Here is a 25,709-nt window from a genome sequence, read left to right on the forward strand (position 1 = left end):
TGGAAAACCGCTTGATGCACCATGCCCGAACTGCTTTGTAATCACTTTCTATTGTTCCGAAGATTGCGAAAACATGAAACAAATTATTTCTTCCTTATGGAGGATAAAATTTTGGCATCAATTTCTAATCGGTTCTGTTATACCATATATCCGAATCCATGATTTTTCCAAGAACCTTATGTTTAAATCAAATGAAATGATGCAAGATTTTGAGCAGCACAAAAAAGATGTTGCAACTCTCAAACTTTTGGAGCAAAAAGAAGACCAATTCCATAAAAACATCAATCTAATAAATGACCTTAGAAGAGTTATTTTGTATCGATATTGTAAACGATAAAAGTGAGAAGCTGAGTTAATGACTCGGCTTTTTTATTTTATATAGTATTTATATTTTGTTTTTGATATGCATTGGAATCATTTAATAACAATTAAGTACAATAAACTGCATTACATATGATAATAAAGAAAAAACCAAATTATATTTTAATTTTGCTTTAAGAAATTGCAAATCAATACCAAAGCCGTACCAAGTCCACAAAATTGTAATTTTTAAAAGTGTATATATTATGGGTAAAATTGGTAAAGGTATTCTAGGAGGAGTATCAGGTAAGGTAGCCAACGTAGTTGGTGCAAATTGGAAAGGGATTGACTATATTAGAGCAAAGCCTCTAAGTGTTAGAAACCCAAGAACAGATTTACAAGTAAATCAAAGAACTAAATTCGCTTTAGTTTTAAGATTTCTTCAACCAAATTTAAATTTCATTAAAGTTGGTTACAAAAACTTTTCTGTTAAGAAATCACAGTTCAACAGTGCAATGTCATACATTTTGAATAATGCTATTTCCGGCACCTATCCGAACTACTTAATTGATTACTCTTTGGCTTTGTTGAGTAGAGGGAGTCTTTCAGGAGCTTTAAACCCTGTATTTGATTTATCTACTGCTGGACAGGTTGAATTTAGTTGGGATGACAACTCTGGAGAGGGAAGTGCATTAGCAACTGACAAAGTGATGGCAGTAGTTTACAACCCTTTAAAAGGTGAAAGTGTATTTATTACCGGTGGTGCTTTAAGAAGCGATTTAACGCAAGTAATACAAATACCAAATAGCTACTCAGGTGATGAGTTAGAAATGTTCATCGGGTTTATTAATGATGCGGGAACTCAACTTTCAAATAGTGTATATATTGGCTCAGGTACGGCTCTATAAATTTAATGCACTATTTTAAGAACCACCTTTTAGGTGGTTTTTTTATTGCTTTACCGATAAGGTGTCCTAGCGTATATTATTTTTTTTATTTCATTTTCACTTAAGTCATAAATTTCGCTGAAACTTAAATCTCCTAATTCTAAAGCTTTATCTTTCATAAATTTGAAGTACTCATTATATTGACCAACTTTAAGAGTTATAACAATTACTTGAGTGTTATTCTCTAATTCGTGCATAATATTTTCAACATAGAAATAGTTAATAGGTATTAGAGCACTAACAAATGGTAAACTAATAGTATCGCCAACTCTTGGTAAATGCGTTAAATGATCTACTGAAAATTGGCAACTGTGATTGAAATATGTGATATAAAAATGATAAATCACTTTTTTGAAACTCAAATTTAATTTTCGCTCATAAGTAAATATTTCAGAATGCATTTTTGTTAAATGCTTTCTTAGCATATGCGTTTTTATGCCTGTACCCAATTCAAGGTCTTTAAATTTTGGGAAGGGAATGTCCAATTCATCATCTAAATATTCTTTTGCTAGAAGAAAATCGATGATGGATTTAAATTCTTCTCTGCCTTTAAATAGTTCTTTTAATTGACTCCCGATATAAATAAAGTCTTTAATTATTTCTTTAATTGAAACTTGTGCATTCATGATTATTGATTTTTTAATAAAAATAATAATTATAAAAACACAAACAAGGTGGGGATAATGTGGGGATAATGATTAAATAAAAAACCCTAACTAATTGATAATCAATCGTTAGGGTTTTAATTCTGCGGAGAAAGAGGGATTTAAACCATCATTCTAAACTATTGAAAACCAAAGGTTAATATCTTGAATTAAATTAGGGTAACCGATTTTACCCCCTTTTACAATCGTAATGAATATTATTAACTTGTGAAGTGTAAAAATAGTACTTAATTGGATGAAAACAAAGAATTTATTTAAAAAGAATACTAAAATTTGAACTAGTTATTTAAGTATATAATGACTCTATTTTTAAGTTAATAATGTTGAAATATTTTCAAGAATATTAACCAAAAATCAAGTGAGTTACTTGTTCATATTTTATGCCAGCATATGTACAGAACTCTTCAATTGTTAGAAACTCATTTTCGAGCTTGTTAAGGTCTTTTTTTACCTTTTGCATCAATCTAGTACTTTGACGATAACTTTTACCTGTTATTCGTTGTATGTCCTTTGGATAGATGCATACCCTCTGTTTTTCAATTTTCATACTTTATCTATACCTTTGATTAGGCTTTGACTTACTTTTGACTTGCAGAAATCCTCCTGCAATTTAATCCTTTTTTATTAAACGTATTTATTGTGTTTTTATGTTTATTTAAGACACTTGTGTCGTTTTTGGACATATGGTACACTCATGTCTTTTTCTTTAGCTAAATGTTATGTAAACTTTGTTTAAATCATTCGAAAAGTGGTTGCAACCTGTTGATAGAATGAAGGAGATTTTAAATGATTGTTTAATTAAATTTTTAAGTTATGGCTAGACAGAAAGGCATAATTAAATTAAAAGGTACTATCGGAGACATTACTTTTTACAAAACCCAAGACGGACATTTGGCTCGTGAGAAAGGTGGAATTGACGCTAGCAGAATTGCTAGTGATCCTGCTTTTCAAAGAACACGTGAGAATGGTTCGGAGTTTGGAAGAGCTGGAAAAGCTGGAAAGCTTTTAAGAACAGCTTTTAGACCATTACTATTGAACTCTGCTGACGGTAGAATGGTGAGTCGTTTGACGCAAAGAATGGTCAAAGTTATTCAAGCGGATTTAGTGAGTGATAGAGGTTTGAGAAACGTTATTGATGGAGAAGCTGAATTGTTATTTGGTTTTGAATTCAATATTCGTGGTAAGCTTGGAACTTCTTTGTTTGCTCCTTATGTGGCTACTATTGACCGTGCAGCTGGAGAAATTAAAGTGGATTTGGCATCATTTATTCCTGCGAACATGATTGCAGCTCCAAGTGGAACAACTCACTTTAAAATTATTTCTGGTGGTGCAGAAGTTGATTTTGAAACTGAAACTTTTGTAGTTTCTAGTTCTGAAACTGCGATTTTACCTTGGGATAATACAGCTACCGCTGCAATAAACCAAGTGAATGCTGTTACTCCAGCAAGCACAAAACCATTGTTTTTAGCTGTTGGAGTTGAATTTTATCAAGAAATTAATGGACAAATGTATCCGTTGAAAAATGGTGCTTATAATCCGTTATCACTTGCTAAAGTTGATGGTGGTGTGTAATGGTTATTCATTTAACTAGAACTTATTTCCCTGACGGGACAAACGGAAAACTCGAATGCGAAGGTAAATTTATTTGTTATACGATTGAATTACCTTGGAAGAATAATGAAAAGAGAGTTTCCTGCATTCCGGTAGGGAAATATTTTATTAGAAAGCGATATAGTCAGAAATTTAAATGGCATTTAGAAATTTTAGATGTAGCAAATAGAAGTTTTATTTTATTTCATCCTGCTAATAATGCATTAAGAGAATTGAATGGTTGTATTGCTCCCGTAACAAAACTTTCTGGTCCAGGTTTAGGGCTAATGTCACGAAAAGCATTTGAAAAGCTAAAAACGTTAGTTTATAAAGCTTTGGACAATAAAGAAAGTGTTGAATTGATTGTTGAATAGATTCCCATTTTCATGGGAATGAAAAAATATAAATTATGAAAAAAATAGTAAATAGAGCTACAGCACCTACTCCAAAGTTTTTTAAAGTGCTTCGAAATGTTGGTTTGGTTTTGGCTGCTGTTGGTGGAACTATTTTAGCTGCTCCAATTGCCTTACCAGTATTAGTTACAACTATTGGAGGTTATATGGCAGTTGCTGGAGGAGTTTTGACAGCAACTAGTCAGCTTACTACAACTGATGACAGCGAATAACCATACTTTAATGGGAACTGCTGGAGGCACATTTTTAAGTATAGTACCGAATATAAATTCTGAGGATATTGCAAAAACTATTATATTAGCTTCTGTTGGAGCAATTGTCAGTTTTGCGATTTCGTTACTACTTAAAAGCCTACAAAAGAAGCACAAAAAATAAGTTTAGCCCTTGTTGTGGTGACCTTTGGGTTAAACAAAATGAAAGCCAAGTCGAAAGACCTGGCTTTTTTTTATGCTTCTATAAACTGATTGAGCGTGACCTCAACAATTAAAACTTCTGCATAATTTGTGTATAATCCATTGTACTTTGCGAAATCAATCGCTTTTCTTCTACAATCAAATACACCAAAAAATATTCTTGATGCTTTTGACTTCCACGTATCTGTTTGGTATAAAATAAATAGGTTCATATTATAAAGATTTAAAAAAAATTAACGGTTACAATAGCGATATAAAATGACTTTACGCATATCGTTGATAAGATTTAGATTTTCATTGAATCGTTTTTCAGATTGTTCTAAAAGCTTTAAAGTTTGCACGTTTTTAAGGTGTTCTTCGTGGTCTTTTATCTCTTGATTGACTTTGTTTGGAAATTCTTTTCTAACATCGTGTAAGCGTAAAAATGGGATTACTGAACCACAAAGAAATTGATGCCAGAATTTAGTTTTCCAAAGTGCATAAGCTGTTAAATTGATATTATCAAAATCTTCTTTGTTCTCGAAAATGATAACAAAACTATTAGTGAATGGCTCATTTGAAGGCTTTCCACTGTTTAATCCTTTGTTTAAAATGAATAGGTGTGGATTTTTGTAAATCGTTCCTTTAGTGTAGGTTTTAATGACAAATTTTAGCATAACATCGGCTTTTAAAAATTGGTTAGATTTTCAATTTTCTACGGTGTTTCTTATGAAATGCAGGTGTGTCTCGCTACGCTCCACCCATAAATTTTTTCAAAAGAAAAAAAGAAAAAAAAGAAAGCCGTCAATTCAAGTGGAAGGTTTCAAAAAAGCAAGTTTTTCGGATAAAATACTACCTGATAAGGTGGAGATTTTATCCGAAACCCATAGGGCTTGAACTTGCTTTTTTGTAAACCTGGAACTTATCTTTGCTTCCTTTTTTTTATTTTTATTTTTTTGAATTTCAAAACAATAGTTGTTTTGAAATCGGGTATTTTTTTGGTAACGTTCTATCTAACGAGGTTGTGTTTTGGAATGTGGAAGTTGTTTAAAGGGTATTGAATTTTAAAACAGGATAAATAACCATAGGCAAATCATAGATAATGCTTTTATCCTGTTTTAAAATTCAATACTCTTTTGTGGATTTGATTTTTGAGGATGCTATGTTAGTGTTCAGTAATCAGTTGTTAGAGAACATTAAATTGTGCTTATGGAAATGGGAAGCATCTTCAAAAAACAATGCATTAGGAAACCTAGTGCGATGAGGCAGTAGCGCAGGCAAGTGTGTGATTTTTTATTTGCTTATGGGATTGTTGTGATTGCTTTTATGTTGGATAGATGCCTTTTTTTGAGTGATTAGTGATTAGTGATTAGTGAATAGCTCTTGTGGAAAGGATTAAGGCATCTGGCCAGCTTGAAAGCAATGGAGTCTATGGTTTGTGGCAAATAAAAAAACATACTCTTGCTGTCTCTTTTTGATTTTGTGGGTGCCAGAAAGTAATTATGAATGGAGAATTATGAATTATGAAATAGCTTATTATGAAAATGTAGCACGCACAAAAACAATGAAAATACTACCAATGTCTGCGGTTAGTTTATAAAACAATACTGTTAGTCATGCGATGTGATATTTTTCTAACTAAATCAAATGTTCAACGGATTATTGAAAGTGGTTTGTGAAGGACGGTATTTTTTGTAGCTGGGTGATGCGATGGGAGCTGCAAAAAATGTTGTCCTGGAACAAACCACACGAGCGTTGGATGAGCGGCTTTTTTACATAATGTTATTATAGTGCATCCGTTGGTTTCATTAGATACAGGATATTTCTTCATGCACTATAATGCCACATTATGTAACTAAGCTTGGGAGAAAAAATTACTGGCATGAGTTGCGAAGCGTACGAGTTTTTGTTTTGAGCGTTGGGCAAGCTCTTTGACTGATGGCTTATTGGATTTTCATTAATATACAAAACGTTAAAGCCAACAGACAAAGTGCTTGATGTGCGTTGGGACAAAAACCATGACAGTAATTTTTTTAGGAGCGTTGGCAAAGGAGTGGCAATTGGAAAGAGATTTTAATTCATTTATTTTAACCTTTTCTACCCACCTTTTCTACCCACTTATGGTAATTTAAAATGAATAACCCAGTATCCACCTTTAGCACCTTTCATTCTTTCTAGTATGCCTAAATCTTTTAAGAAAAGCAAGTTTTTGTCAATAGCAGAAAGGCTTAAGCCAATATTCTCTGATAGCTCACGAATGGTGATTTTACTGTTTTTATGAATATTTTTTAGAATATCAACTCTATTTTCCGTTAGGTTTTCTACCCACTTTTCTACCCACTTATTGAAATCGAAAGGTCTTCTTAATGTAACCGTAAACATTCCATCAATACTAAATTCAGGAGGAGTTAATCCTTCATCATTCATTACATCACGAATACGAGTAATACCTGAACCTATTTGTTCTACTAAACGCATTCTTTCGAATAAGCCAAAAATTAGTGGATTTCTACTAGCACTTCTTTTACCAAATTCATTTCTTGGAACAGCACTAATTAAACCACCAGGATTGGATATTTCAACACGATCATCAAAAACTTCGATTGTTATTCTAGCTCCTTTATCGTAATAATCACGGTGTGCTAACGAATTTATAATTATTTCTTTAAAAGCTATTTCTGGAATTTCCCATAATTCTTTTCTTGGATTACCACCTTCGCTTTCTATTTCATATCTAACATCCAATTTTGATTTTAACCAAATCATACTTTGCAAGTATTGTTGATATAAAGTTCCGGACATTACTTTATCATCAATAATATATCTTTTATCAATACCATCAAAAACTACGCAACGAATAACTGCTCTTTCAAAAAACTGTTCTGGATTGTTTCCGAAAAATAAAACTGTTCCATTTTTTAAATGGCCATCGTTTGCAATTAGTTTTAAGTTTGTGAATAATTGCTCGTTTGAAGTTGCATTGACTAAACCTGCTTCAAATCTAAATGTTTTGATATTTTCTTCTGATATGTCTTTTCCTATACTAGCATCTATACATGAAGCATCATCAAAATATATTTTGTCAGACTGTTGAAAAAAGTCTCTCATTTCTTCAACTGATGTAAGCTTTTGTGAATTTGGACCTTGACGAACGTAAATTGCACCTGATAAAACGTAAGGTTTGTTTTGACCCGATGGCACTTCGATAACTGCTACATTCAATCCGTCTACCTCAACACTATAGAATTCACATTTTAAAGAAGGTGAGATTTCATTTATGGAATTTTGTATAGCTGAACGTTTACCATTATCAATAGTTATTCCTTTGATGTTATTTGCATCATCTACACCTATTAAAACAACACCACCTGAAGCATTAGCAAAAGCACATACTTCTTCTGTAATTCCTTTAACATTACTTGGAATACTGACTTTAAATTCGGCATTATAGCCTTCTCCAGCAGCTGCTATTGATTTTATATGGGTTGGATTTAGCATCAGTCTTAATACATTCCTAAAAAAGAATAACTTAAATTGTTTAGCCTATAGTACATAGCTTGACTACTAACTTTAAAAATTTTTGAAAGATAAATTACAGGATCTTTTCCTTGAGGAATATTTTCTATCTGCTCATCAATCATAAATTTTGGCATTAATAACGATGCTGCGAATGAGTTAGCTTCTTTTTCTTTTAAAAGTTCTCCGGTCGTAGAATCTAAATTTCTATATAAAACTGTTTCGTTCTTTTCTACAAATAGTGGTATATCTTTATGTAAAACGAAATGTCCTAATTCATGAGCAATAGTAAACTTTTGCCTTTGAGGAGCTTCACTATCATTATATCTGATATAAGGTTTTTGTTCTTTTATGACAAAAAGTCCTGAAATTGAACTATCAAGCGTGGCAGGTTTTACATCAACACCTAAATGTTTGGCTATTTTAAAGACATCTATTTTATTTGGAGTATTGATTTTTAATTCTGATAAAATATTGAACGTTTTTTCTTCAATTTTTTTATAAAGTATCATAATTATATATTGTTTAATATATTTTCAAGGCTTTCTTTTTGAGATAAATCTAGATTTTGAGTGTCTAAAATTTTAGACAATTCTGGATTATTTGAGGTTAAGTTTGATTGAATTTCTTCGTTTGAAGGTATTAAATCATAAATGTCAATTTTAAAAAACAAGGATAATTCATAAAGGAGAATTAATGGTATTTGGTGTCTTCCTAATTCAATATTAGAAATTGAAGCTCTTGATAAGTTTAAATGTGAAGAAAGGTCTTCTTGGCTTAAACTTCTTTCAGTTCTTAAGGATTTAATTCTGTTACCAATCATATAGTAGAGAATACCTTTAAAGTCTCTCATAATTTATAGATTTTAAAATATGGTGCAAAAGTACACTATGTTTATCATATTAGCAAATAAAATGCCAAACTGACAGATTCATAAATGTTTTATCATGTTGGCATAATAATTGTAATAATGTCAGAATTATAAACATATAAAATAAAAAAAAATTATGGCTAAAACAGCAGATTATTTAATTTCAGGTGTATGGAAGGATTCAGAAGGTAGAATTACACACGTAATGTTACATCCAATGAAAAATGACAATACTTGGACAATGGGGCAAAAAACAAGCGAGTTAGACGCAATTAACTTATTAAAACAACACAAAACGATGAAAACTGTTATTTGGGAATATCCAAATTGGGACATCAGAGTAAATGTAACATATGTTTTGCGAAACGGAAGTGAGTATTTAAGGAGTGATCCAAATGCTTCAACAAAAGACAATTTAGACAATTTAATATCAATGAAAGCAATAAAATAATATATGAATAAAGAATTACAATTAATAAGACAATTTAATTTAGAACCTGGAGATAGAGTAATTGTACCAAAAAGTTTGCTTGGTTTAGTACAACATCACGCATTATATTTAGGATATAACGAATTTGGAGAACATTTAATGTGTGAGAATGTTATTGGAAATGGAGTTATACTTACACGAGTTGATTCATTTTTTCAAGATATAAAAAGTGTTACACGAATTGAGAAATTTAATGGAAATAATTTACAAAGAAAATTAATTGTTCAGAAAGCATTATCGAGATTAGGAAAACCTTATAGTTTAATAAACTATAATTGTGAAAGTTTCTGTAATGATGTTCAGCATAATATGATTAAAAGTGCACAGGTAACCGTTGGCTTAGTTTTTGGTTTTGTTGGTATTATGATAGCATTATTACATACAGATTATGGAAAGCAAAACGTTTAAAATTTTATCCATCGATGGTGGAGGTATCAAAGGATTATATAGTGCATCAATTTTAGCCTCTTTTGAAAAAAAGACTGGAAAAAATATCACTGATCATTTTGATATGATATGTGGTACTTCAACAGGTGGATTAATTGCAATTGGTCTAGCGAATGGAATGAGTGCACAATCTTTGGTGGATTTATATATGAATAAAGGGTCAAAAATATTTCCAACATCAAATAGTTACTATGTTAGAGGTTTTCAGAATTCATATAAAACTATCAAACAACTATTTTTTTCAAATAAACATTCAGTTAAACCATTAAAGAGAATACTTGATGGTTTGTTTGGTGATAAAACAATGAATGAAGCTAATAACTTGCTTTGTATTCCCAGTTTTAATTTAACTAATGGTCAACCAAAAGTTTTTAAAAAATCTGGAAATCAGACAGAACATTTTGTTGACAATACAATCAAACTTGTTGATATTGCTTTAGCTACTTCTGCTGCACCAAGTTATTATCCAGTTCATGAACATAATAATTTTTTATATACTGATGGAGGTGTTTGGGCAAACAATCCTTCACTTTGTGGATTATTAGAAGCTATTGATTATTACGTTGGAGAAGATAAAGAATATGATGATTATAGTATCTTATCTATTTCTAGTATAACTAATCCTAATGGATGGATATCTACATCAAATAAATCAAAATCAATTATTGGATGGAATAAAAAATTATTTCAAACCTCAATGGATGGACAATCCTATTTTACAGATTATTTTTTGCAAAAAATAGTTCCAAAAATAAATCCAAAAGGAAATTATTTGAGAATTAAATCGCCCGATTTGTCTAGTGCACAAATGAATATTATAACAATGGATAGAGCAGATAAAAAGACACTATTAACAATACAATCATTAGGAAATCAAGTTGGTAATACATTTGCCACGAAGCCTGAAATCTTAGAATTTTTTAAAACTAATAAGAACTATAAAAACAAATAAAAATGGCAAACTGTCACAACTTGTTTGGAGAATTCAATACTGAAATTTCTCTGACATCAAATAAAAAAACAAAAATGACCTCTTCTAAAGATAAACTTAGAGAAAGAATCAGAAAATATTTTAAAGAAAATCATTCTGAATACATTCCAAAATTTTATATACAAGGTTCGTACAAAATGAAAACAGGTATTAGAACCAAGGATGATATATGCGATTTGGATGATGGTGTTTATTTTTTCAGAACTCCAGATGTAACTGCTACAACATTACAAAACTGGATTTGGGATGCAGTTAATGGATATACTACGACTTCTCCAGAACATAGAAAAAAATGCATTAGAACTATTTTTTCTGGAGATTATGAAATAGATATTCCTGTTTATTATAAAGTAAGTGGAGAAGAATATCAACTAGCAGTAAAAAATAACGGATGGGAAGATAGTGATCCAAAAGCGCTTATTGATTGGTTCAACGACAATAAAGATGCTAATGGAAAAATGATTAAAACTATCAAAGATTTGAAGGCATGGTGTGATTATAAAAGAAACAAAATGCCAAGTGGACTAGCAATGACTATCCTTGCAATGAATGCAAAAAGTAAAATTGTTTTAAATGATAGAGATGATATTTTATTAACTGACATTTTAAGAGAAATTAAAAAAACATTAGCTCAAAAATTTGAATGTGTAGTACCTGTAACTCCAAAAGATAATTTATTTGCTGATTATGATGATACTAGAAAAACTAATTTTCTAACTAACTTAGATAATTTTCTAACTGATGCAGAAGCTGCATTAAAAGAACAAAATCATCTAAAAGCTAGTAGATTATGGCAAAAACATTTAGGAACTCGTTTTCCTGATGGAGAAGATAAAAATGAACAATCAAATAGTAACTCTGCAACAACTAGTGGAGCTGCTTTATCTAGACCTTGGGCAAAATAAAGATATGAATGGATATAAAATTTTTGAACAACATGTAAAATCTGTCATAGAAAAACACAAAGAATTTTCATTTAAAATTGAAGATGGAATTCCTTGTATTTTTGGTTCATTAAATTTAACCGATGAGCTTGGTACTATTGAAGATACCTATCAAATAGAGATTAAGGCAGAAGAGAATTACCCTTATAGTTTTCCATTAGTATTTGAAACTGGAAGTCGAATTCCTAAAAATTTTGATTGGCATATTTTTGAACAGACTGGTAATTGTTGTATAGCTTCACCACCAGAAGAAATCATCATTTGCAATAGTGGCTTAACTTTACTTTCTTTTATTGATAATCAAGTTAAAAACTATTTTTACAGCCAAATTTTCAGAAATCAAAATGGTTATTTTTTAAAAGAACGATCTCATGGCAATAAAGGCTGGATTGAGTTTTTTGAAGAAACTTTTATGACGGACAATATTTTTAATATTGAATTTGGATTAAATCAAATTATTGAAGGAAAAAAAATAGATAGGGTTTCTATTTGTTTTTGTGGTAGTGGTAAAAAATATAGAAAATGTCATAAGAAGAGCTATGATATTTTATCTAAATTAAGTTTAGATCAGGTTAAGTTTTTTCTATATACTTTGAGAGAAACAAATGAGTATAGATTAGCAAAACGAAACTTAATGAGGTAATTTCATAATTTAATTATACCCACAACTATATAATATTTACAATTTTGAATTTTTTTATTTTCATAACCAATTAAACTAATTAGATAATCTCAAAATACTCTTCTTTAGAATTTTTATTGTAAAATTTAGCATGATTTATTACGTAACCGTTATATCCACTATTTTTTAAAATCAGTTTGCTTAATAAAGTATATAATTTAGCACTTGCATAGAGCATTTTATTGTCTATCTCTTTGCTAGTTCTTGTTGTTTCATTATTCATTAAAATATTACCGTGTAATAAATCGTTTCTAAAATTAATTGTTGCTTCATCTTCATCAGAGAGTTTGATTTGTAATTGAACAAAAGGTTGTCGTAATTTTTCTGCATTTGTTAGACGTTTGTGATTTATGGTATTACTTAATCCATTTATTTTTCTTCGGAATTTTATTTCTGCACTTTCACCTATTTCATTAGCATAATTATCCAAAACAGTGTTTAAGTCACTTTTTATCTTTTTAAATATTGTGTCGTCTTTTATTACTTTTTCAATAGTATCCTGTTTAATTGTAATGATATTTGCCAAAGATTCTAAAATAACTGAAAAGACACCAGGCATTGAAACGACCGATTTTAGATGGCTTACTTCCATCAGAAAAATAATGGCCACCGAAAAATCTTCATTGTTGCGAATTTGTGTGATGAAATTTGAAATTACTTCTATAGGTATGACTTTCAATTTTCCGTAATAACTGTCTGCAATGTTCTTTTCCTTGTGCAGTTTTGAATATGGGTTTGAAGTTACTGGATGAAAAATAGATTTTAATGATTTTCTGGCTAGTCTTAGATAGATGAAATTTTCTCCTGAAAAAATATAGTTTTGACCACCAGGCATGTATCCAATTAAAAAACCAATTCCTTTTTGAATGGCATAAGCATCCTTTTCAAATACTTCTAGCGATGAAGGTTCTAAGTTCTCTATTACAAAATAGCTTTTCTCTTTATTTTTATATTGTGTTATGTCGTATCTGTTTTGATTTACACTCGTTCTAACACAATCAAATGCCCAAGTATTTACGCCATCATTTTTAACTGTTTCTAGTTTTCTGTGGAAAACGTTGGTTCTTTTTGAATTGTCAAAAAAAAACATTCTAAATAATGCAACTTTGTTAATATTTCCTTTGTAAACCTTGTCGATATCAAAAGTATGTTGTGCTGAAACATTGGCAAAGATATCATTACTAGGCTCTTTAAAATCTATTGATTGGAATGTATATTCTAAATCATCAATTGTGACTTTTATTTTATTGTCTGTACTGTACTTAAAAACTCCATCATAAACTAGTTTAAATTCTTTTTTTGCTTTTGTAATGTTCGCTTCTCCCACACAATTATCAATAATGATCTTGTGTTTTTTAAAATTTTCAAGCTTTTCTATACTAGACAATTCTTGAGTGAAATTCTTAATTTTTATTGCTTTCATATCTTTATTGTTCAATTTCTTTTATTTTAAACTGAATTATTAAATCTGAAATATGCCTTTCACTCATGTCAATGTCTTTAAACTGATTTTCGAATTGTACTTCAAAATTTTGAATAAGTATTTTAATGTCATCAATAATGTTATTTATGTAAATAGTTGATTTTACAAAATCACTTTTTCCAACTCTTTCTATTCCTTCAAATTTAATATCATTTACAATTTTAGGGTTTTCTTTGCCAGCAGGATTTTCCATTTCTGCATTTATATTTCTGAAAATGGTTCCTGAATAAATTGTGGTTAGAATACCTTCAAAATCATTTTCTTTTTTCTTGGCATACCATGAAATTGCACCATAAATAGGAGGTAATTCGGGATAATTGTAGCTCTGAAAAGCTCGTTCTTCAATATGCTGATTAGTATCTCGTAATCCTTTTAGTTTGCTCAATATACCGAATATGGGATCGTTATTAGATATATTGAAATTATTACAAATTACTTTTTTTAGAATTGCTCCATTATTTATAATTGTCCAAACATCTGAAAATATTAATGCCATAAATTTTCCGTCATAATATTGTTCTTGAAATTCATATAAATTATTTTCAAGCCGATTAAAAGCCATTTCACATATATCAACTGAATATTTAATAGCGTTAATTACAATTATTTGCTCTGGATGAATTTTAGTTGAAGGTCTTCTTAAAAAAGAATTTGCTTTTATTATCATAATTTAAATTTCTTTCTCTTTTATAGGATAAAAATACATTTGAAACCAACCATTAATTCGTTTAATTTCAATAAGTCCTACATTAGTTTCCCAACTTCTACCAATCCAATCTTCATTATCCTTTATTTCTTCCACTTCATAATTTGATTTACCGTACTTATCTATACTCAATTTATCTGAAAACATTTTTATTGTTGCTTCAACTTCCTCTTGAGCTATAATATAATTATCTGAAGGATTATCTTTTCCTAGTATGAATAGAGCATTATCATCATTTGGTTTTGGAACCATTATTCTATTAAAAAAATTAAAAAAGTATTGCGGTGTATAACTTACCCAACCAAATTGCTCATTGTTTTTATAGAACTTGTCCTGGAAATTTTCCCCTCTTTTAATTAGTTCAATTATAAGTTTAAAATGTTCATCGAAAGTATGAATATTTAAAAATGAATTGTAATAATCAATAAATTCATTTGGTTTTAAGACAATAGTGTGAATATTTAATTTTTGATAAACTGCTTTGGTTTTATGGAAATTTTTATCATCACTAGTAACATAGAATTCACATTTAGATGCGAATGCAGCATGAGAGGCATCCTCAGTAGTATTTTTAAATGTGTTTTTTTCTTTTTCTGTTACCTTAACTTTATCAGCTTTAAAACCATGCATATCAAGTAATACATATTCATTGGTGATATCATTAAACCACGCAGGAGCATTTTTAGTTTTGTCAAAGTATTTATCTACATCAAACTTTTCTAAACCTTTTTTCTCATAAGCTTTATCAATAACATCAAAAGGATTTTTATTTTCATTATAATGACCGCTATTTACTCCAATTTGTTGGACCATATCTCTCAAGTCTTTATAATCCTCTTTTTCATTCAAGTTGTGAAACATTTTACCAAAACTCTGAAAGAAACCTTCCATTGTTGGATTATCTTTAAGACCTGGAAACATCTTATCTAACATTTCTGCACTTTCAGGATTATTAAGAGCTTCTTTAAATGCAAAATCTAAAGGCATTGATGAAAGCATATTTTTTAAAGAACTAACTATTCCATTCATGGAATCATCTTCATCAAATGAACTAAATAAATTATCAAGACTAAAGTTTGAAAAAATAGGTGCTTCTCTTATTCTATCATCAAGCAATTCTCCAGGTTCATATCTACTTAAAGAAACTTCTTTAGAATTGTTTACTAAACACAAATCATCAGTTAATGAGGTTATGTAATCTAAATCCTCTTTAATTAATTTTTGTTCTTCATCACTATGATTTTTTATACTAGCGAAAATATCTCCAATGTGGGAAGTAGAATATAGCAACAGAAATTTTTCCTTATTTGCAATTATGTCATTTAGTTCTTGGAAATGATTGTTTTTCATTCCTGACATTACATTCCAATCTAAATAGACTTTAATCATAACTATATAATTTTCATCAAGCAAATTATAAAATAATTTCTAATAATTCATTTTGTTCACTCTTGAATTATTAACCACAATGTGTGTTTTTACATAAATAGCTATATTTCATTTGCAATTTACTACAGAATGTGTAGTGTTTTGCAATAGCATATTAGTTAAGCTTTGGCAGTAAATTAGTTTTGTTGCCGAAACTTAATTATTCAATTCTGTATCTATGTATGATTTTAAATTGTATAATTCGATTATATCCTCTTGGTCTCCTTGTAATTGGGCTATTTGAATAAATGCAATATCATTAGCAAAAGACTTTTCTCCAATTAAATGTTCAATGTGTGTGTAAACTGCTTCTTTAAGTTTAGGGTCTTCTTTATGGACTATGTAGTTATTGAGTAAGACTCTAATTCCTAAATCGGCTGGTTTGTTTGGGTTTTCTAGTGGTATGAAATACATTTCACTTATTCTTAAGCTGATGCCGTAATAGTCTAATGGTTTATCGGTGCCGTTTTCGTATTTATCGAGGTTGGTTTCTGGTTGGAGGAATGCGGTTATTTTCCAGCGTTCTAAAACTGGTGCATGATGGACTAATAATTCTACTTCTTTGAAAAGATAGGGATTCCCATTTGCTGTGATGATTAGTTCGGCATTAGTCTTTTTGTTTTTTATTATGAGGTTTAGGTCTTTGTTGTATTGGTGTAAATAATATAATAGTTTATCGAATTGAATTTTTAGTTCGTCTTTTGGGATTTCTGTAAGGAGTAAGAAAACGAAATTGTTTTGTTGGAAGTCGTTCCAGAAGTTGGTTATTTGGTTCATTTATTTAATGGTTTATATTTAACGGTTTTAAGTTTACAATGAAGCACTTCGACAAGCTCAGTGTGACATTTATCTCTTATCTAGTGTTGTTTTTTCAAATGCTATTAAATTTATCATTTACTCACGCGTTGTTATTATTTTTTTGGTGTTCATGATTATGCATTTATTTACGTTTATCTTTAACCACATTGTCGAATGCTATTAAATTGCACAATTCACGTAAGCGACTTCTAACTCTATTGCCATAATTTTTTTCAATTTCTGACGCTGATAGGTTTGTGGTTATGTGTGTTTGGAGTTTTTTGGAGATGAATAGGTCGTATCGGCTTAATAGAATTTCTGCCATTACATTGCATTCGTTTCCAAAATACTTGATGTTGTTTTCTGTTCCTAAGTCGTCGAAGCAATAGGTTCTTGGTTCAGCTTGGTATAGTTTTCCTTTGGAATAACGATGTATGACTTCGTAACCGTCTTGTATGAATTCAAAGCTTATGTCTCTACATGGTTTTACTGAAAATTTGTTTTCTGCTGGTGCCAGATATTTCATTAGGTTCATCAGTGATGTTTTTCCACAGCCTATTGGTCCAGAAAGTAATATTCCTTTGTTGAGGTTGAGGTTGTATTGAAAGCATGTTGGTTCATCTTTGAGGAAATAAGCGATTAGCTTGTAAACGATTTGATAATCTGCTTCTTGTATTTTGAAATGATTGCCGTATAGTTCGATGCCTTTTGCTTCGAGCTTATTAATTATTTCTGGGTAGTTGTAGTGGGTTTTTATATTTTCATTCATTTGCCTGTTTTTTTGTTCGCTAAAGCGAAGTTTTTGGAACACGGATGAGACAGATTTAAAGGATTTACACTGATTTTTTTAATTTTTTAACCACATAGATTTCATAGAATTATTATTTTAAAAAAGTCGCTTTGCTCTGGATAGTTTATCATAGTTTTTAACCGCAAAGTGCACAAAGGCTACACACAAGGTTCGCAAAGCACTTCGACAGGCTCAGTGTGACAGAATTAGGTTTGCCAACATTGCGATACTGAAATACTGAAATGAATTCAGCACAAGCAAGTTCAGGTTAAAGTGGTTCTGAATAGTCTTTATCGGTTGTTGTGTTGAGGTGTTTTGGTCGATTTGTTGGTGTTGTGTCGGTGTTGTGATTAAAATTAATGCTGTTTAATATCCAATTTTGTGCTGCTGCTTGCCAATCGACCATTGGTGTTTTTCCACCCACTAACCAACCGTTGCTTGAGAAGTAATTGAAAAACTTTTGTGCTTCTAGTTCCGGAAAGTTGTTTTCTTGGAAGTAGGATTTGACAATTTGGAGTGTTGGATTTGATTTTTGAGTGCGAGGCACTTCGACAAGCTCAGTGTGACAACTTTCATCTTTCTTTTTTTCGCGCAACTTTTTTTGCTGACTGGTTTCAGTGTGCTCCGCATTATAGTCAGCGAATGCCGGAGAAGACGATTTTGCTTTTTCATTAACTATTTTTTCCAGCATTTCTTTTTCTTCTTTTTTAGCGGAACTTTTTTCTTCTTTTAAATTTTCGTTTTTTAATTGAAAATTATTTATTTCTTCAAAATTTTTTGCTTGCTCGTTCAAGTTTGAAACGTTTTCAATGTTTAAATTGTTTGTATTGTTTATATAGTTTATAGAAGGTACTAGTGCTTGTTCACTACTTGTTTTATCACTAGTACAAGACTTGTTTAGAGCTTGTTCATCAACTTGTTCAAAAAGAGGTTCATTTTTTGGTTTTCTTTCGCTTTTTTGAATGGGCTTTAAATCATCTGAAAAGTTGAATAAATACACGTGACTTCCTTTGAATGGATTATAGGATGGTTCGTAATTGATATATCCTAAACTGTGTAAATTTTTAAGGCATTTATGATACGTTGCTTTGGAACTGATTTTACTTATTCGCATAACCTCATCGCGAGAAATACTGATTGTATTTTTAAAGCGATTGCAATTCCAGAATTGGAATAAAGCTATGTATAAACTAACGTGTGTTGGGTTGAGTGATTTGTCTATTGCTACTTTTTCGAAAAAGCCGGTTAGGTGTTTGATATAGTTCATGATAATTACGAGTTATGAATTATGAGTTATGAATTATGAGGTTCTCGATACATTATTCTAAAAAGCTAACGCATTTTAGAATAACACTCGAACTGACGGTTAACTTACTACTTGAATAGTGTTGGTAAAGCATGTACTTTGTTGCCGTTTAGGAGTTTTTCGATGTCTGAATTGTCATAATACATGATGCCACCCACTTTAGTATATGTTAGTGTTCCGTTGATGCGGAGGTTTTGTAATGTTCCTGGAGAAATGTTTAACAGCTTTCTGACTTCTTTGGATTTGAGCCACTGTTTTGTTTGTTGTGGTTTGGATTGTATGATTTCTTTTAAATCATTTAGAAGAAGACTACGAAATTCGTTTAAGTCTTCACGAGTAATAACTTCGATTGCCATAACTTGTGTTTTAGATTATTATACATTACCGATTAACATCAAAAAATGACCTTAATAAATCGGTAATACAAATTTGTGAAGTTTGATTGATTTTATTTCACAACCTAAACACAAGTTGTGTACGATTTTTTATTAAAATAGTACAAAGTGCTTTGTTTTCTAGCTTTATTGAATTGAATTCCTTTCAGCTTTAAAATTCAATGTGGGAAATTAGGTGAAAATCATGGCATTTTTAAGCTAATTCACAACCTGAACACAAGTTGTGTGTTTTTGGAAAATATTTATCAGTAAAAAAGGTTATTTACTTTCATTTTCTTCTTCTAGTATTTGCTTTTCTAGTACTTCTGAAAGTTGATTGATGAATTTGGAACGACCTGTTTTTCTGTTTTTAATATCAATGTAAAAACGATAAATATTTTCTTCAATATCTTGATTTAAAATTTTACCAAAGAATACTGCTAATTCTTTTATATCAGTGTTACCATTGTTTAATTTTTTGGAATGGTGTAAGGCATAAATTAATTCGATTAAATCAATTTTAGTACCAGTCCAATTAACAGTTTGTTGTATGGATGGATGAACTATTGTACAATTATTTTCTAATTGTTCTATTTTATTTTCTAGATAGTTGGTCAATGTATCGTTGGCAATCATCACAGCCATATTGTAATCATGCGTAGTACATAATTTTACATCGTAATTGATCAAAGAACAATCTCTTTTTAAAATGTTAGCATCACAATTTCTCAAGAAATAAATTTTGTCTTTATGTGAAGCTCTTGCTCTATAATATTCATAGAACTTTCTATTCTTATTGGTGTTTTCTTGAATTAAATTTAAAAGCATCTTCATAAAATTTAATCTTATTCTTTTTTGAAGTTGGTAAGTTCGTTTCTATACTTAAAACTGTTTTGTAGTAGATAAGTTTTGATATAAATATAGGTTTCAAGTCTTTGAAAAAATATATTTCTTCTTCTGGAGAACTAAATTTATGTTTTTTTAGCCATTTGAATAATTCCTTACTTCTAGTTTCAATTAATTCTGTGACTTTATGTGCAATAACAATACTGTCTGAATTTGTAGTTTTAATGTTTTGATACTCCTTTTCAAATTCACTAAAAAAATTCAGACAATACTCATTCATTTTAATACAATTTAGGTTAGTTTGTATAAAACTTCATTGTGTTAAAATTATTGTTAAAATAGCTAATTATTTTTAGTTGTTTAAATAAATAAATTTGTCTTTTAAATTTTTATAGTTCTTAATCGTAATGCATTAGCAATAACTGATACAGAACTAAAGCTCATTGCTAAAGCTGCAATCATTGGAGAAAGTAATAAACCAAAAACTGGAAATAAAACACCAGCAGCAATTGGAATTCCTAAAACGTTATATATAAAAGCAAAAAATAAGTTTTGTTTGATATTTTTCATTACGGCATGACTTAGGTTTTTTGCTTTTACAATTCCTTTTAAATCTCCTTTTACCAAAGTAATTTTTGCACTTTCAATGGCAACATCGGTTCCTGTTCCCATTGCGATTCCAATATCAGATTGTGCTAATGCTGGAGCATCGTTTATACCATCACCTGCCATGGCTACTATTTTACCTTTGGCTTGTAACTCTTTGATGTATTCTAATTTATCTTGTGGTAAGCAACTTGCTTTGAAATCTGTTAAATTAAGTTCAGAGGCAACAGCTCTTGCTGTATTTTCATTATCACCTGTTAGCATAATAACTTGAACTCCTTGTCGCTTTAACTCGTTAATAGCTTCTAAACTTGATTTTTTTATAGCATCTGAAATGGTAATATATCCTACAACTTTTTTATCTAAAGCGATGTAAGAAACTGTTTTACCTAGCTTTTGTTCTTCAATTACTTCTTGTTCTATACTTGAAAAATCTTTAATTCCTTCTTGCTCTAAAAGTTTTTTGTTGCCTAAACTGACTTTTTCATTGTCAATAAATCCTATTACTCCTTTTCCTGTTATAGAGTCAAATTTTTCTACTTTAAAAAAAGTAGTGTTTTTAGATTTAGCAAAATTTACAACTGCTGTTGCCAATGGATGTTCGCTATTTTGATTTAGAGATGCAATTTTTCCTAAGGTGGTATTTTCATCTACATCTTTTGTAATAATTTTTTCAACTGATGGTTTTCCTTCAGTTAGTGTTCCTGTTTTATCGGTTATTAAAACATCAATTTTATCCATTTTTTCAATGGCTTCTGCATTTTTAATTAATACACCTGATTTTGCTCCTTTACCAACTCCAACCATAACTGACATAGGTGTTGCAAGACCTAATGCGCACGGACAAGCAATTATTAAGACCGCAATTGCATTTACAAATCCATAAACCAATTTAGGTTCTGGTCCAAAAATCCACCAAACAAAAAAGGTAATAACTGATATTAAAACTACAATGGGTACAAAATATTTTGAAATTTTATCTACTAAATTTTGAATGGGTGCTCTTGAACGACTTGCATCTGAAACCATTTGAACGATTTGTGATAATAAAGTTTCTGAACCTACTTTTTCGGCAATCATTAAAAAAGATTTTGTTCCGTTTATGGTTCCAGAACTTACTTTATCGTCCATTTTTTTATCTACTGGAATAGGTTCTCCAGTAATCATTGATTCATCAATGGTGCTGTTTCCTTCTGTAATGATTCCATCTACAGGAATTTTTTCTCCAGGTTTTACTCTAACTATATCTCCCTTTTTAATGTCGTGAATTGAAATTACTTTTTCTTCACCATCAATCACTAAGGTAGCTTCGGTTGGTGCTAATTTTAATAACTCTTTAATAGCTCCACTTGTTCTGCTGTGTGCTTTTGCCTCTAACAATTGCCCTAACAATACCAAGGTTAAAACTACAGCTGTAGCTTCAAAATATAAATGGACAGTTCCTTCTGAAGTTTTGAATTGGTCAGGAAAAACAGTTGGAAATAATAATCCGATAATACTAAAAACAAAAGCGACTCCAGTTCCAATACCAATTAAGGTAAACATGTTCAAATTCCAGTTGATAATGGATTTCCACGCTCTTTCAAAAAACATCCAACAAGCATAGAAAACAACAGGAATCGTTAATATAAATTGAATCCAATTCCAATATTGCAATTCCATAATTTTGTATAATGGGTTATTTGGAATCATATCAGACATGGTAATAATAAAAATAGGCAAGGTGAAAATTGTAGCAATTTTCATTTTATGTGCTAACTTTTGATAGGTTTTATCTTCTTCAGATTGGGTTGGTTCCATTGGCACTAAATCCATTCCACAAATAGGACAACTTCCTGGTTTGTCTTGAATGATTTCAGGATGCATGGGACAAGTATATTGTGTGTTTTGAATTACCGTTGGTTGTTGTACTAAATCCATTCCACAAACAGGACAATCACCCGCCTTATCATACACTTTGTCACCTTCACAATGCATGGGACAATAATATTTACCTGCTTGATGGTTGTGCTTTATTTCTTCATGTTTGTGCTCTTTTTCTCCAGTAGAACAACAACTTTTTTGAACTACTTCTTTACTAGAATTATCTGATAAAGTAATTTGATATTTACTATCTTTTCCTCCTAAAGCATTTTGTAAAACTTCTATTTCAACATGTTTAGACATGATAATGGTTGCTGCTTTGTCTTCTTTAGAAACTGCAACTTCTGTGACATGTTCAACATTCGACAAATCTTTTTTAACTTTAGCTTCACAACCTGAACAGGTCATTCCTGTAATTGTATATATGTGTTTCATCTTTATTTTTTATTTTCTATACGTTCAATCATTTCTTTCATTTGATTGATTTCCTTTTCTTGAGCATCAATAATATCATCAGCGAGCTTTTGAACTTCTGCATCTTTAAAATCGGCATTACTACTAGTCATAATCGCTGACGAATGATGTGGAATCATCGCTTTCATCCATTGAACATCACTTATTGGAGTTTGAGTTCGCAATAAATAAAATGTTCCAAAAAAAGTAAATGCAGCAAAAGCAATAATTCCTATATTGATTTTACGACTTGGATACATCTTCCACATGAATAGTAACATAGTAATGGCCATAGTAGCAATCATTAACGTAGTCATATAAAAGCGAGTTAAACTGTTTAGAACATGATCAAATTCAGCAACATTTAAAAACATAACCAAATACATGATTATAAATGAGGCAGCCATTATTAAAGCAAATTTTGGATACGGATTCTGATTTTTGTTTGAGTGATTTGTTTCCATATTAATTCTTGTTTTATTAGTTATTAAATATAAAAAATGAGATTGTAAACTAGTTTTATGATTTTATGAGATTGTTATATAATTTACATTACAACGTCATAATGAATATAATTGATAGTTAAGCCCAAGATTTTCTAACTCAGACTTAACCACTATAATACATCTATTACAAACCATGTTTTTGCTGTGTAACTTGACCATAAACTTATTCTTTCTCTACAACCACTAAATCCATTCCACATTTTGGACATTCACCCGCTTTGTCGTAGGTTTTCTCTCCTTCACATTTCATAGGACAATAATACATTGTAGCTGTTTCTTCCATTTTAGAATGATCGTGTCCTTCATGTGATTCTGTTTGCATTTCATTGTTATGCATTGTTCCTTCTTCTTGTACTTTGTTGTCTTTACAAGAGATTGTTACGCTTACTAAAGCTACTGCTAAAATTCCGATTACTTTTTTCATGATTTTAAAATTTATTAATTTATTTAATTGTTTCTTTTACTTCTCCACATTTTATCATTGAAGCTCCAAAATATGGGTTAACTACTTTATTCTCTTTACTTAACCAATTGGCACCTTTATCACTATTAGCCATAGGACAAAACTGAACGTATGCACTCTCGTTTAAAGGATTAAAAGCTTTTGTCATTGCTATCATAACATTTGATATAGGTTCAAAAGTCATTCTTAATTCTTTAATGTTTTTAATATGTGTAGCATGAAGTGTCTGTTTTTTCAGCTCTGTTTGATAATTCATCCATACTTTATGAGATTCTCCTTTAAATACGCTCATGTTTATTTTATTGAAAGATTTTTCAAATGCTAACAAAGCTTTTTTAGCCGAATTAAAATCATCTTTTGTTAAGGCATCTTTAAATTCAAAATAATCTTTATATATTGGTTGTAAACTCTTTTTAGCTTCAGCACTAATCGTTGTTTTGTCTGCTTTTAATGCTACTTTTTTATCTTCATTCATTGGCATAGAAGAATCTCCATGATTGTGACCTGTGCTTACTCTGCCACCTTCCAAATTCATCATGCTTGGTTTTCCTGCTAATTGTGCAGCTGCATCAACATTAAAAGTACCATTTGAAACAATTTCTTCACCAACTTTTAAACCTTCTTCAATTATGTAGTCATTCCCCAAAAGTGGTCCTAATGTAACTTCACGTAATTTGAATGTTATTCCCTTATCGGTTTCATTTTTAATGTATACAATGGAACGTTTTCCTGTCCACATCACAGCCGATTTAGGAACACTTAATGTTGATTTATTACCAACTACTTTAGTTTTTAAAGTACCCGTTGCAAACATTTCCGGTTTGAATTTTAATCCAGAATTAGCTACCTCAACTCTTGCCTTTGCGATTCGTGTCATTGGGTTTATAAATGGGTCAATAAATGCAATTGTTCCTGAAAATGTTTCTCCTGGAAAAGATGCTACTGTATAGTTAATTTTATCTCCTTTTTTAACCCAACTCATATCCGATTCGTAAATTTCAAAAAGTACCCAAACGGTTGACAAATCAGCAACATCATATAAGGTTTGCCCTTTTTGAAGATAATCGCCAAGCTCTACATTTTTCTTAATAATATATCCTGAAACATCAGCATAAATAGGAAATCTATCTTGTGTTTTTCCTGAAGAAATAATACTGTTTATGGTAGCGTCTGAAACTTTCCAGTTTTTCAATTTCGATTTTACCGATTCGAATAATTGGGGCTGAATATCTTTTACACTATAAGCTTCAATAAGTTCTTGTTGTGCACTCGCTAATTCCGGAGAATATATATAAGCAACCACTTGACCTTTTTTTACATATTCGCCTACAAAAGAAACTTGAATTTTTTCAATACGACCAGGTATGTGTGAAGATTGACTATAAACTGTTTTCTCATTCACTTCAATTTTTCCATTCAGTGCTATTTCTTTGATTCCGTCCGTATTTCCTACTTTATAAGTAGAAATTCCTGCAATTATCATTGCCGATTCTGACATACTAATTGCTTCTGGGTCAATATCTTCATTACCAGATTCTAACGGAATTAAATCCATACCACAGATAGGACAATCTCCTGGTTCTGGTTGCCTAATTTGTGGGTGCATGGAACACGTCCAAACTTCTGCTTTTGATTTGACTTCTGTTTTATTTTCTTCCTCTTTAGTGTTTCCACCAAAGAATAGAGCACCTAATAATAGCCCAACTAATAAAGTTACTGCTAATAAGATTTTTGTTTTTTTATCTATTTTCATATGTAAATATTTATTGTTTTTTAAAGGTCATATGGAATCGCATTATTTTCATAGGTGTTTGCTTAAGCAAACTTTTGCTTAGTCGC

The 25,709-nt window shown here is 30.4% G+C and carries 30 protein-coding genes; 11 read left to right on the forward strand and 19 right to left on the reverse strand.

The window, feature by feature from the left end; all coding sequences use genetic code 11:
• Window positions 1–337, forward strand: a 337-nt coding sequence (locus tag PHR76_RS03765) for a hypothetical protein (RefSeq protein WP_300058709.1), incomplete at its 5' end; no start/stop codon positions are given.
• 229 nt (window positions 338–566) lie between these two features.
• Window positions 567–1,208 (forward strand): DUF6266 family protein, encoded by a 642-nt coding sequence (locus PHR76_RS03770; RefSeq protein ID WP_300058711.1) that lies wholly within the window; start codon window positions 567–569, stop codon window positions 1,206–1,208.
• A gap of 50 nt (window positions 1,209–1,258) precedes the next feature.
• On the opposite strand, the gene PHR76_RS03775 is transcribed toward PHR76_RS03770, so the two are convergent.
• Entirely contained in the window at window positions 1,259–1,873 is a 615-nt protein-coding gene (locus PHR76_RS03775; protein WP_300058713.1) for a hypothetical protein, read from the reverse strand.
• An 852-nt stretch (window positions 1,874–2,725) separates the two neighbouring features.
• Here PHR76_RS03775 and PHR76_RS03780 point away from each other — a divergent pair.
• The 4 genes from PHR76_RS03780 to PHR76_RS03795 are packed head-to-tail and all read left to right on the forward strand — an operon-like array spanning window position 2,726 to window position 4,290.
• On the forward strand, window positions 2,726–3,484 hold the full coding sequence (locus tag PHR76_RS03780) for a hypothetical protein (protein ID WP_300058715.1): 759 nt from the start codon (window positions 2,726–2,728) through the stop codon (window positions 3,482–3,484).
• Complete coding sequence (locus tag PHR76_RS03785; RefSeq protein ID WP_300058717.1) at window positions 3,484–3,876, forward strand: DUF5675 family protein; 393 nt, start codon at window positions 3,484–3,486, stop codon at window positions 3,874–3,876. The genes PHR76_RS03780 and PHR76_RS03785 overlap by 1 nt, the downstream gene beginning before the upstream one ends.
• Window positions 3,877–3,911: 35 nt before the next feature.
• Entirely contained in the window at window positions 3,912–4,127 is a 216-nt protein-coding gene (locus tag PHR76_RS03790) for a hypothetical protein (RefSeq protein WP_264558352.1), read from the forward strand.
• A complete protein-coding gene (locus PHR76_RS03795; RefSeq protein WP_300058720.1) occupies window positions 4,114–4,290 on the forward strand; it encodes a hypothetical protein in 177 nt (58 codons plus the stop codon). The genes PHR76_RS03790 and PHR76_RS03795 overlap by 14 nt, the downstream gene beginning before the upstream one ends.
• Before the next feature lie 70 nt (window positions 4,291–4,360).
• Here the strand turns inward: PHR76_RS03795 and PHR76_RS03800 are convergent, their stop codons facing one another.
• From PHR76_RS03800 to PHR76_RS03820, 5 genes are all read right to left on the reverse strand, one after another.
• A complete protein-coding gene (locus PHR76_RS03800) occupies window positions 4,361–4,540 on the reverse strand; it encodes a hypothetical protein (protein WP_300058722.1) in 180 nt (59 codons plus the stop codon).
• A 21-nt stretch (window positions 4,541–4,561) separates the two neighbouring features.
• Entirely contained in the window at window positions 4,562–4,984 is a 423-nt protein-coding gene (locus PHR76_RS03805; protein WP_300058724.1) for a hypothetical protein, read from the reverse strand.
• A gap of 1,441 nt (window positions 4,985–6,425) precedes the next feature.
• Entirely contained in the window at window positions 6,426–7,805 is a 1,380-nt protein-coding gene (locus PHR76_RS03810) for an ATP-binding protein (protein WP_300058726.1), read from the reverse strand.
• Between the two features lie 5 nt (window positions 7,806–7,810).
• Complete coding sequence (locus PHR76_RS03815; protein ID WP_300058728.1) at window positions 7,811–8,335, reverse strand: ImmA/IrrE family metallo-endopeptidase; 525 nt, start codon at window positions 8,333–8,335, stop codon at window positions 7,811–7,813.
• 2 nt (window positions 8,336–8,337) lie between these two features.
• The gene (locus PHR76_RS03820) at window positions 8,338–8,676 is read right to left on the reverse strand and encodes a helix-turn-helix transcriptional regulator (protein ID WP_300058730.1); all 339 of its coding nucleotides are present in this window, start codon (window positions 8,674–8,676) and stop codon (window positions 8,338–8,340) included.
• A gap of 154 nt (window positions 8,677–8,830) precedes the next feature.
• Here PHR76_RS03820 and PHR76_RS03825 point away from each other — a divergent pair, with 154 nt between their 5' ends.
• Genes PHR76_RS03825 through PHR76_RS03845 form a run of 5 tightly spaced genes read left to right on the forward strand, consistent with a single transcriptional unit; the run spans window position 8,831 to window position 12,209 of the window.
• Window positions 8,831–9,145: a DUF3892 domain-containing protein gene (locus PHR76_RS03825; RefSeq protein ID WP_300058732.1), complete on the forward strand. Its 315-nt coding sequence runs from the start codon at window positions 8,831–8,833 to the stop codon at window positions 9,143–9,145.
• A 3-nt stretch (window positions 9,146–9,148) separates the two neighbouring features.
• On the forward strand, window positions 9,149–9,592 hold the full coding sequence (locus tag PHR76_RS03830) for a lecithin retinol acyltransferase family protein (RefSeq protein WP_300058734.1): 444 nt from the start codon (window positions 9,149–9,151) through the stop codon (window positions 9,590–9,592).
• Entirely contained in the window at window positions 9,573–10,583 is a 1,011-nt protein-coding gene (locus PHR76_RS03835; protein ID WP_300058736.1) for a CBASS cGAMP-activated phospholipase, read from the forward strand. Before PHR76_RS03830 ends, PHR76_RS03835 begins: the two co-directional genes overlap by 20 nt.
• A 2-nt stretch (window positions 10,584–10,585) precedes the next feature.
• Complete coding sequence (locus tag PHR76_RS03840) at window positions 10,586–11,527, forward strand: CBASS cGAMP synthase (protein WP_300058738.1); 942 nt, start codon at window positions 10,586–10,588, stop codon at window positions 11,525–11,527.
• Entirely contained in the window at window positions 11,460–12,209 is a 750-nt protein-coding gene (locus PHR76_RS03845; RefSeq protein WP_300058740.1) for a hypothetical protein, read from the forward strand. The genes PHR76_RS03840 and PHR76_RS03845 overlap by 68 nt, the downstream gene beginning before the upstream one ends.
• Before the next feature lie 79 nt (window positions 12,210–12,288).
• On the opposite strand, the gene PHR76_RS03850 is transcribed toward PHR76_RS03845, so the two are convergent.
• The 13 genes from PHR76_RS03850 to PHR76_RS03910 all read right to left on the reverse strand — a co-directional run bounded on the left by PHR76_RS03850 (window position 12,289) and on the right by PHR76_RS03910 (window position 25,623).
• Entirely contained in the window at window positions 12,289–13,671 is a 1,383-nt protein-coding gene (locus tag PHR76_RS03850) for a hypothetical protein (RefSeq protein WP_300058742.1), read from the reverse strand.
• 4 nt (window positions 13,672–13,675) lie between these two features.
• Window positions 13,676–14,398 (reverse strand): hypothetical protein, encoded by a 723-nt coding sequence (locus PHR76_RS03855; RefSeq protein ID WP_300058744.1) that lies wholly within the window; start codon window positions 14,396–14,398, stop codon window positions 13,676–13,678.
• A gap of 3 nt (window positions 14,399–14,401) precedes the next feature.
• Window positions 14,402–15,826 carry a hypothetical protein gene (locus PHR76_RS03860; protein ID WP_300058746.1) on the reverse strand — a complete coding sequence of 475 codons (1,425 nt, stop codon included), beginning with the start codon at window positions 15,824–15,826 and terminating at the stop codon, window positions 14,402–14,404.
• A 195-nt stretch (window positions 15,827–16,021) separates the two neighbouring features.
• Window positions 16,022–16,642 (reverse strand): hypothetical protein, encoded by a 621-nt coding sequence (locus PHR76_RS03865; RefSeq protein ID WP_300058748.1) that lies wholly within the window; start codon window positions 16,640–16,642, stop codon window positions 16,022–16,024.
• Window positions 16,643–16,805: 163 nt separating this feature from the next.
• A complete protein-coding gene (locus tag PHR76_RS03870) occupies window positions 16,806–17,432 on the reverse strand; it encodes an ATPase (RefSeq protein WP_300058750.1) in 627 nt (208 codons plus the stop codon).
• A gap of 289 nt (window positions 17,433–17,721) precedes the next feature.
• Window positions 17,722–18,720 (reverse strand): transcriptional regulator, encoded by a 999-nt coding sequence (locus PHR76_RS03875; protein WP_300058752.1) that lies wholly within the window; start codon window positions 18,718–18,720, stop codon window positions 17,722–17,724.
• Between the two features lie 107 nt (window positions 18,721–18,827).
• A complete protein-coding gene (locus tag PHR76_RS03880) occupies window positions 18,828–19,115 on the reverse strand; it encodes a helix-turn-helix domain-containing protein (protein WP_300058754.1) in 288 nt (95 codons plus the stop codon).
• Between the two features lie 297 nt (window positions 19,116–19,412).
• Window positions 19,413–19,961: an RteC domain-containing protein gene (locus tag PHR76_RS03885; protein WP_300058756.1), complete on the reverse strand. Its 549-nt coding sequence runs from the start codon at window positions 19,959–19,961 to the stop codon at window positions 19,413–19,415.
• Window positions 19,927–20,259, reverse strand: coding sequence for an RteC domain-containing protein (locus PHR76_RS03890; protein WP_300058758.1), 333 nt, complete (start codon window positions 20,257–20,259; stop codon window positions 19,927–19,929). Before PHR76_RS03890 ends, PHR76_RS03885 begins: the two co-directional genes overlap by 35 nt.
• A 101-nt stretch (window positions 20,260–20,360) precedes the next feature.
• A complete protein-coding gene (locus tag PHR76_RS03895) occupies window positions 20,361–22,883 on the reverse strand; it encodes a heavy metal translocating P-type ATPase (RefSeq protein ID WP_300058759.1) in 2,523 nt (840 codons plus the stop codon).
• 2 nt (window positions 22,884–22,885) lie between these two features.
• A complete protein-coding gene (locus PHR76_RS03900; protein WP_300058761.1) occupies window positions 22,886–23,365 on the reverse strand; it encodes a DUF305 domain-containing protein in 480 nt (159 codons plus the stop codon).
• 205 nt (window positions 23,366–23,570) lie between these two features.
• The gene (locus tag PHR76_RS03905; RefSeq protein ID WP_300058763.1) at window positions 23,571–23,831 is read right to left on the reverse strand and encodes a heavy metal-binding domain-containing protein; all 261 of its coding nucleotides are present in this window, start codon (window positions 23,829–23,831) and stop codon (window positions 23,571–23,573) included.
• 19 nt (window positions 23,832–23,850) lie between these two features.
• Complete coding sequence (locus tag PHR76_RS03910; protein ID WP_300058765.1) at window positions 23,851–25,623, reverse strand: efflux RND transporter periplasmic adaptor subunit; 1,773 nt, start codon at window positions 25,621–25,623, stop codon at window positions 23,851–23,853.
• Between the last annotated feature and the right edge of the window lie 86 nt (window positions 25,624–25,709).

The sequence above is a fragment of the Flavobacterium sp. genome, from assembly GCF_028689845.1.
In the GTDB taxonomy this organism is placed as follows: domain Bacteria; phylum Bacteroidota; class Bacteroidia; order Flavobacteriales; family Flavobacteriaceae; genus Flavobacterium.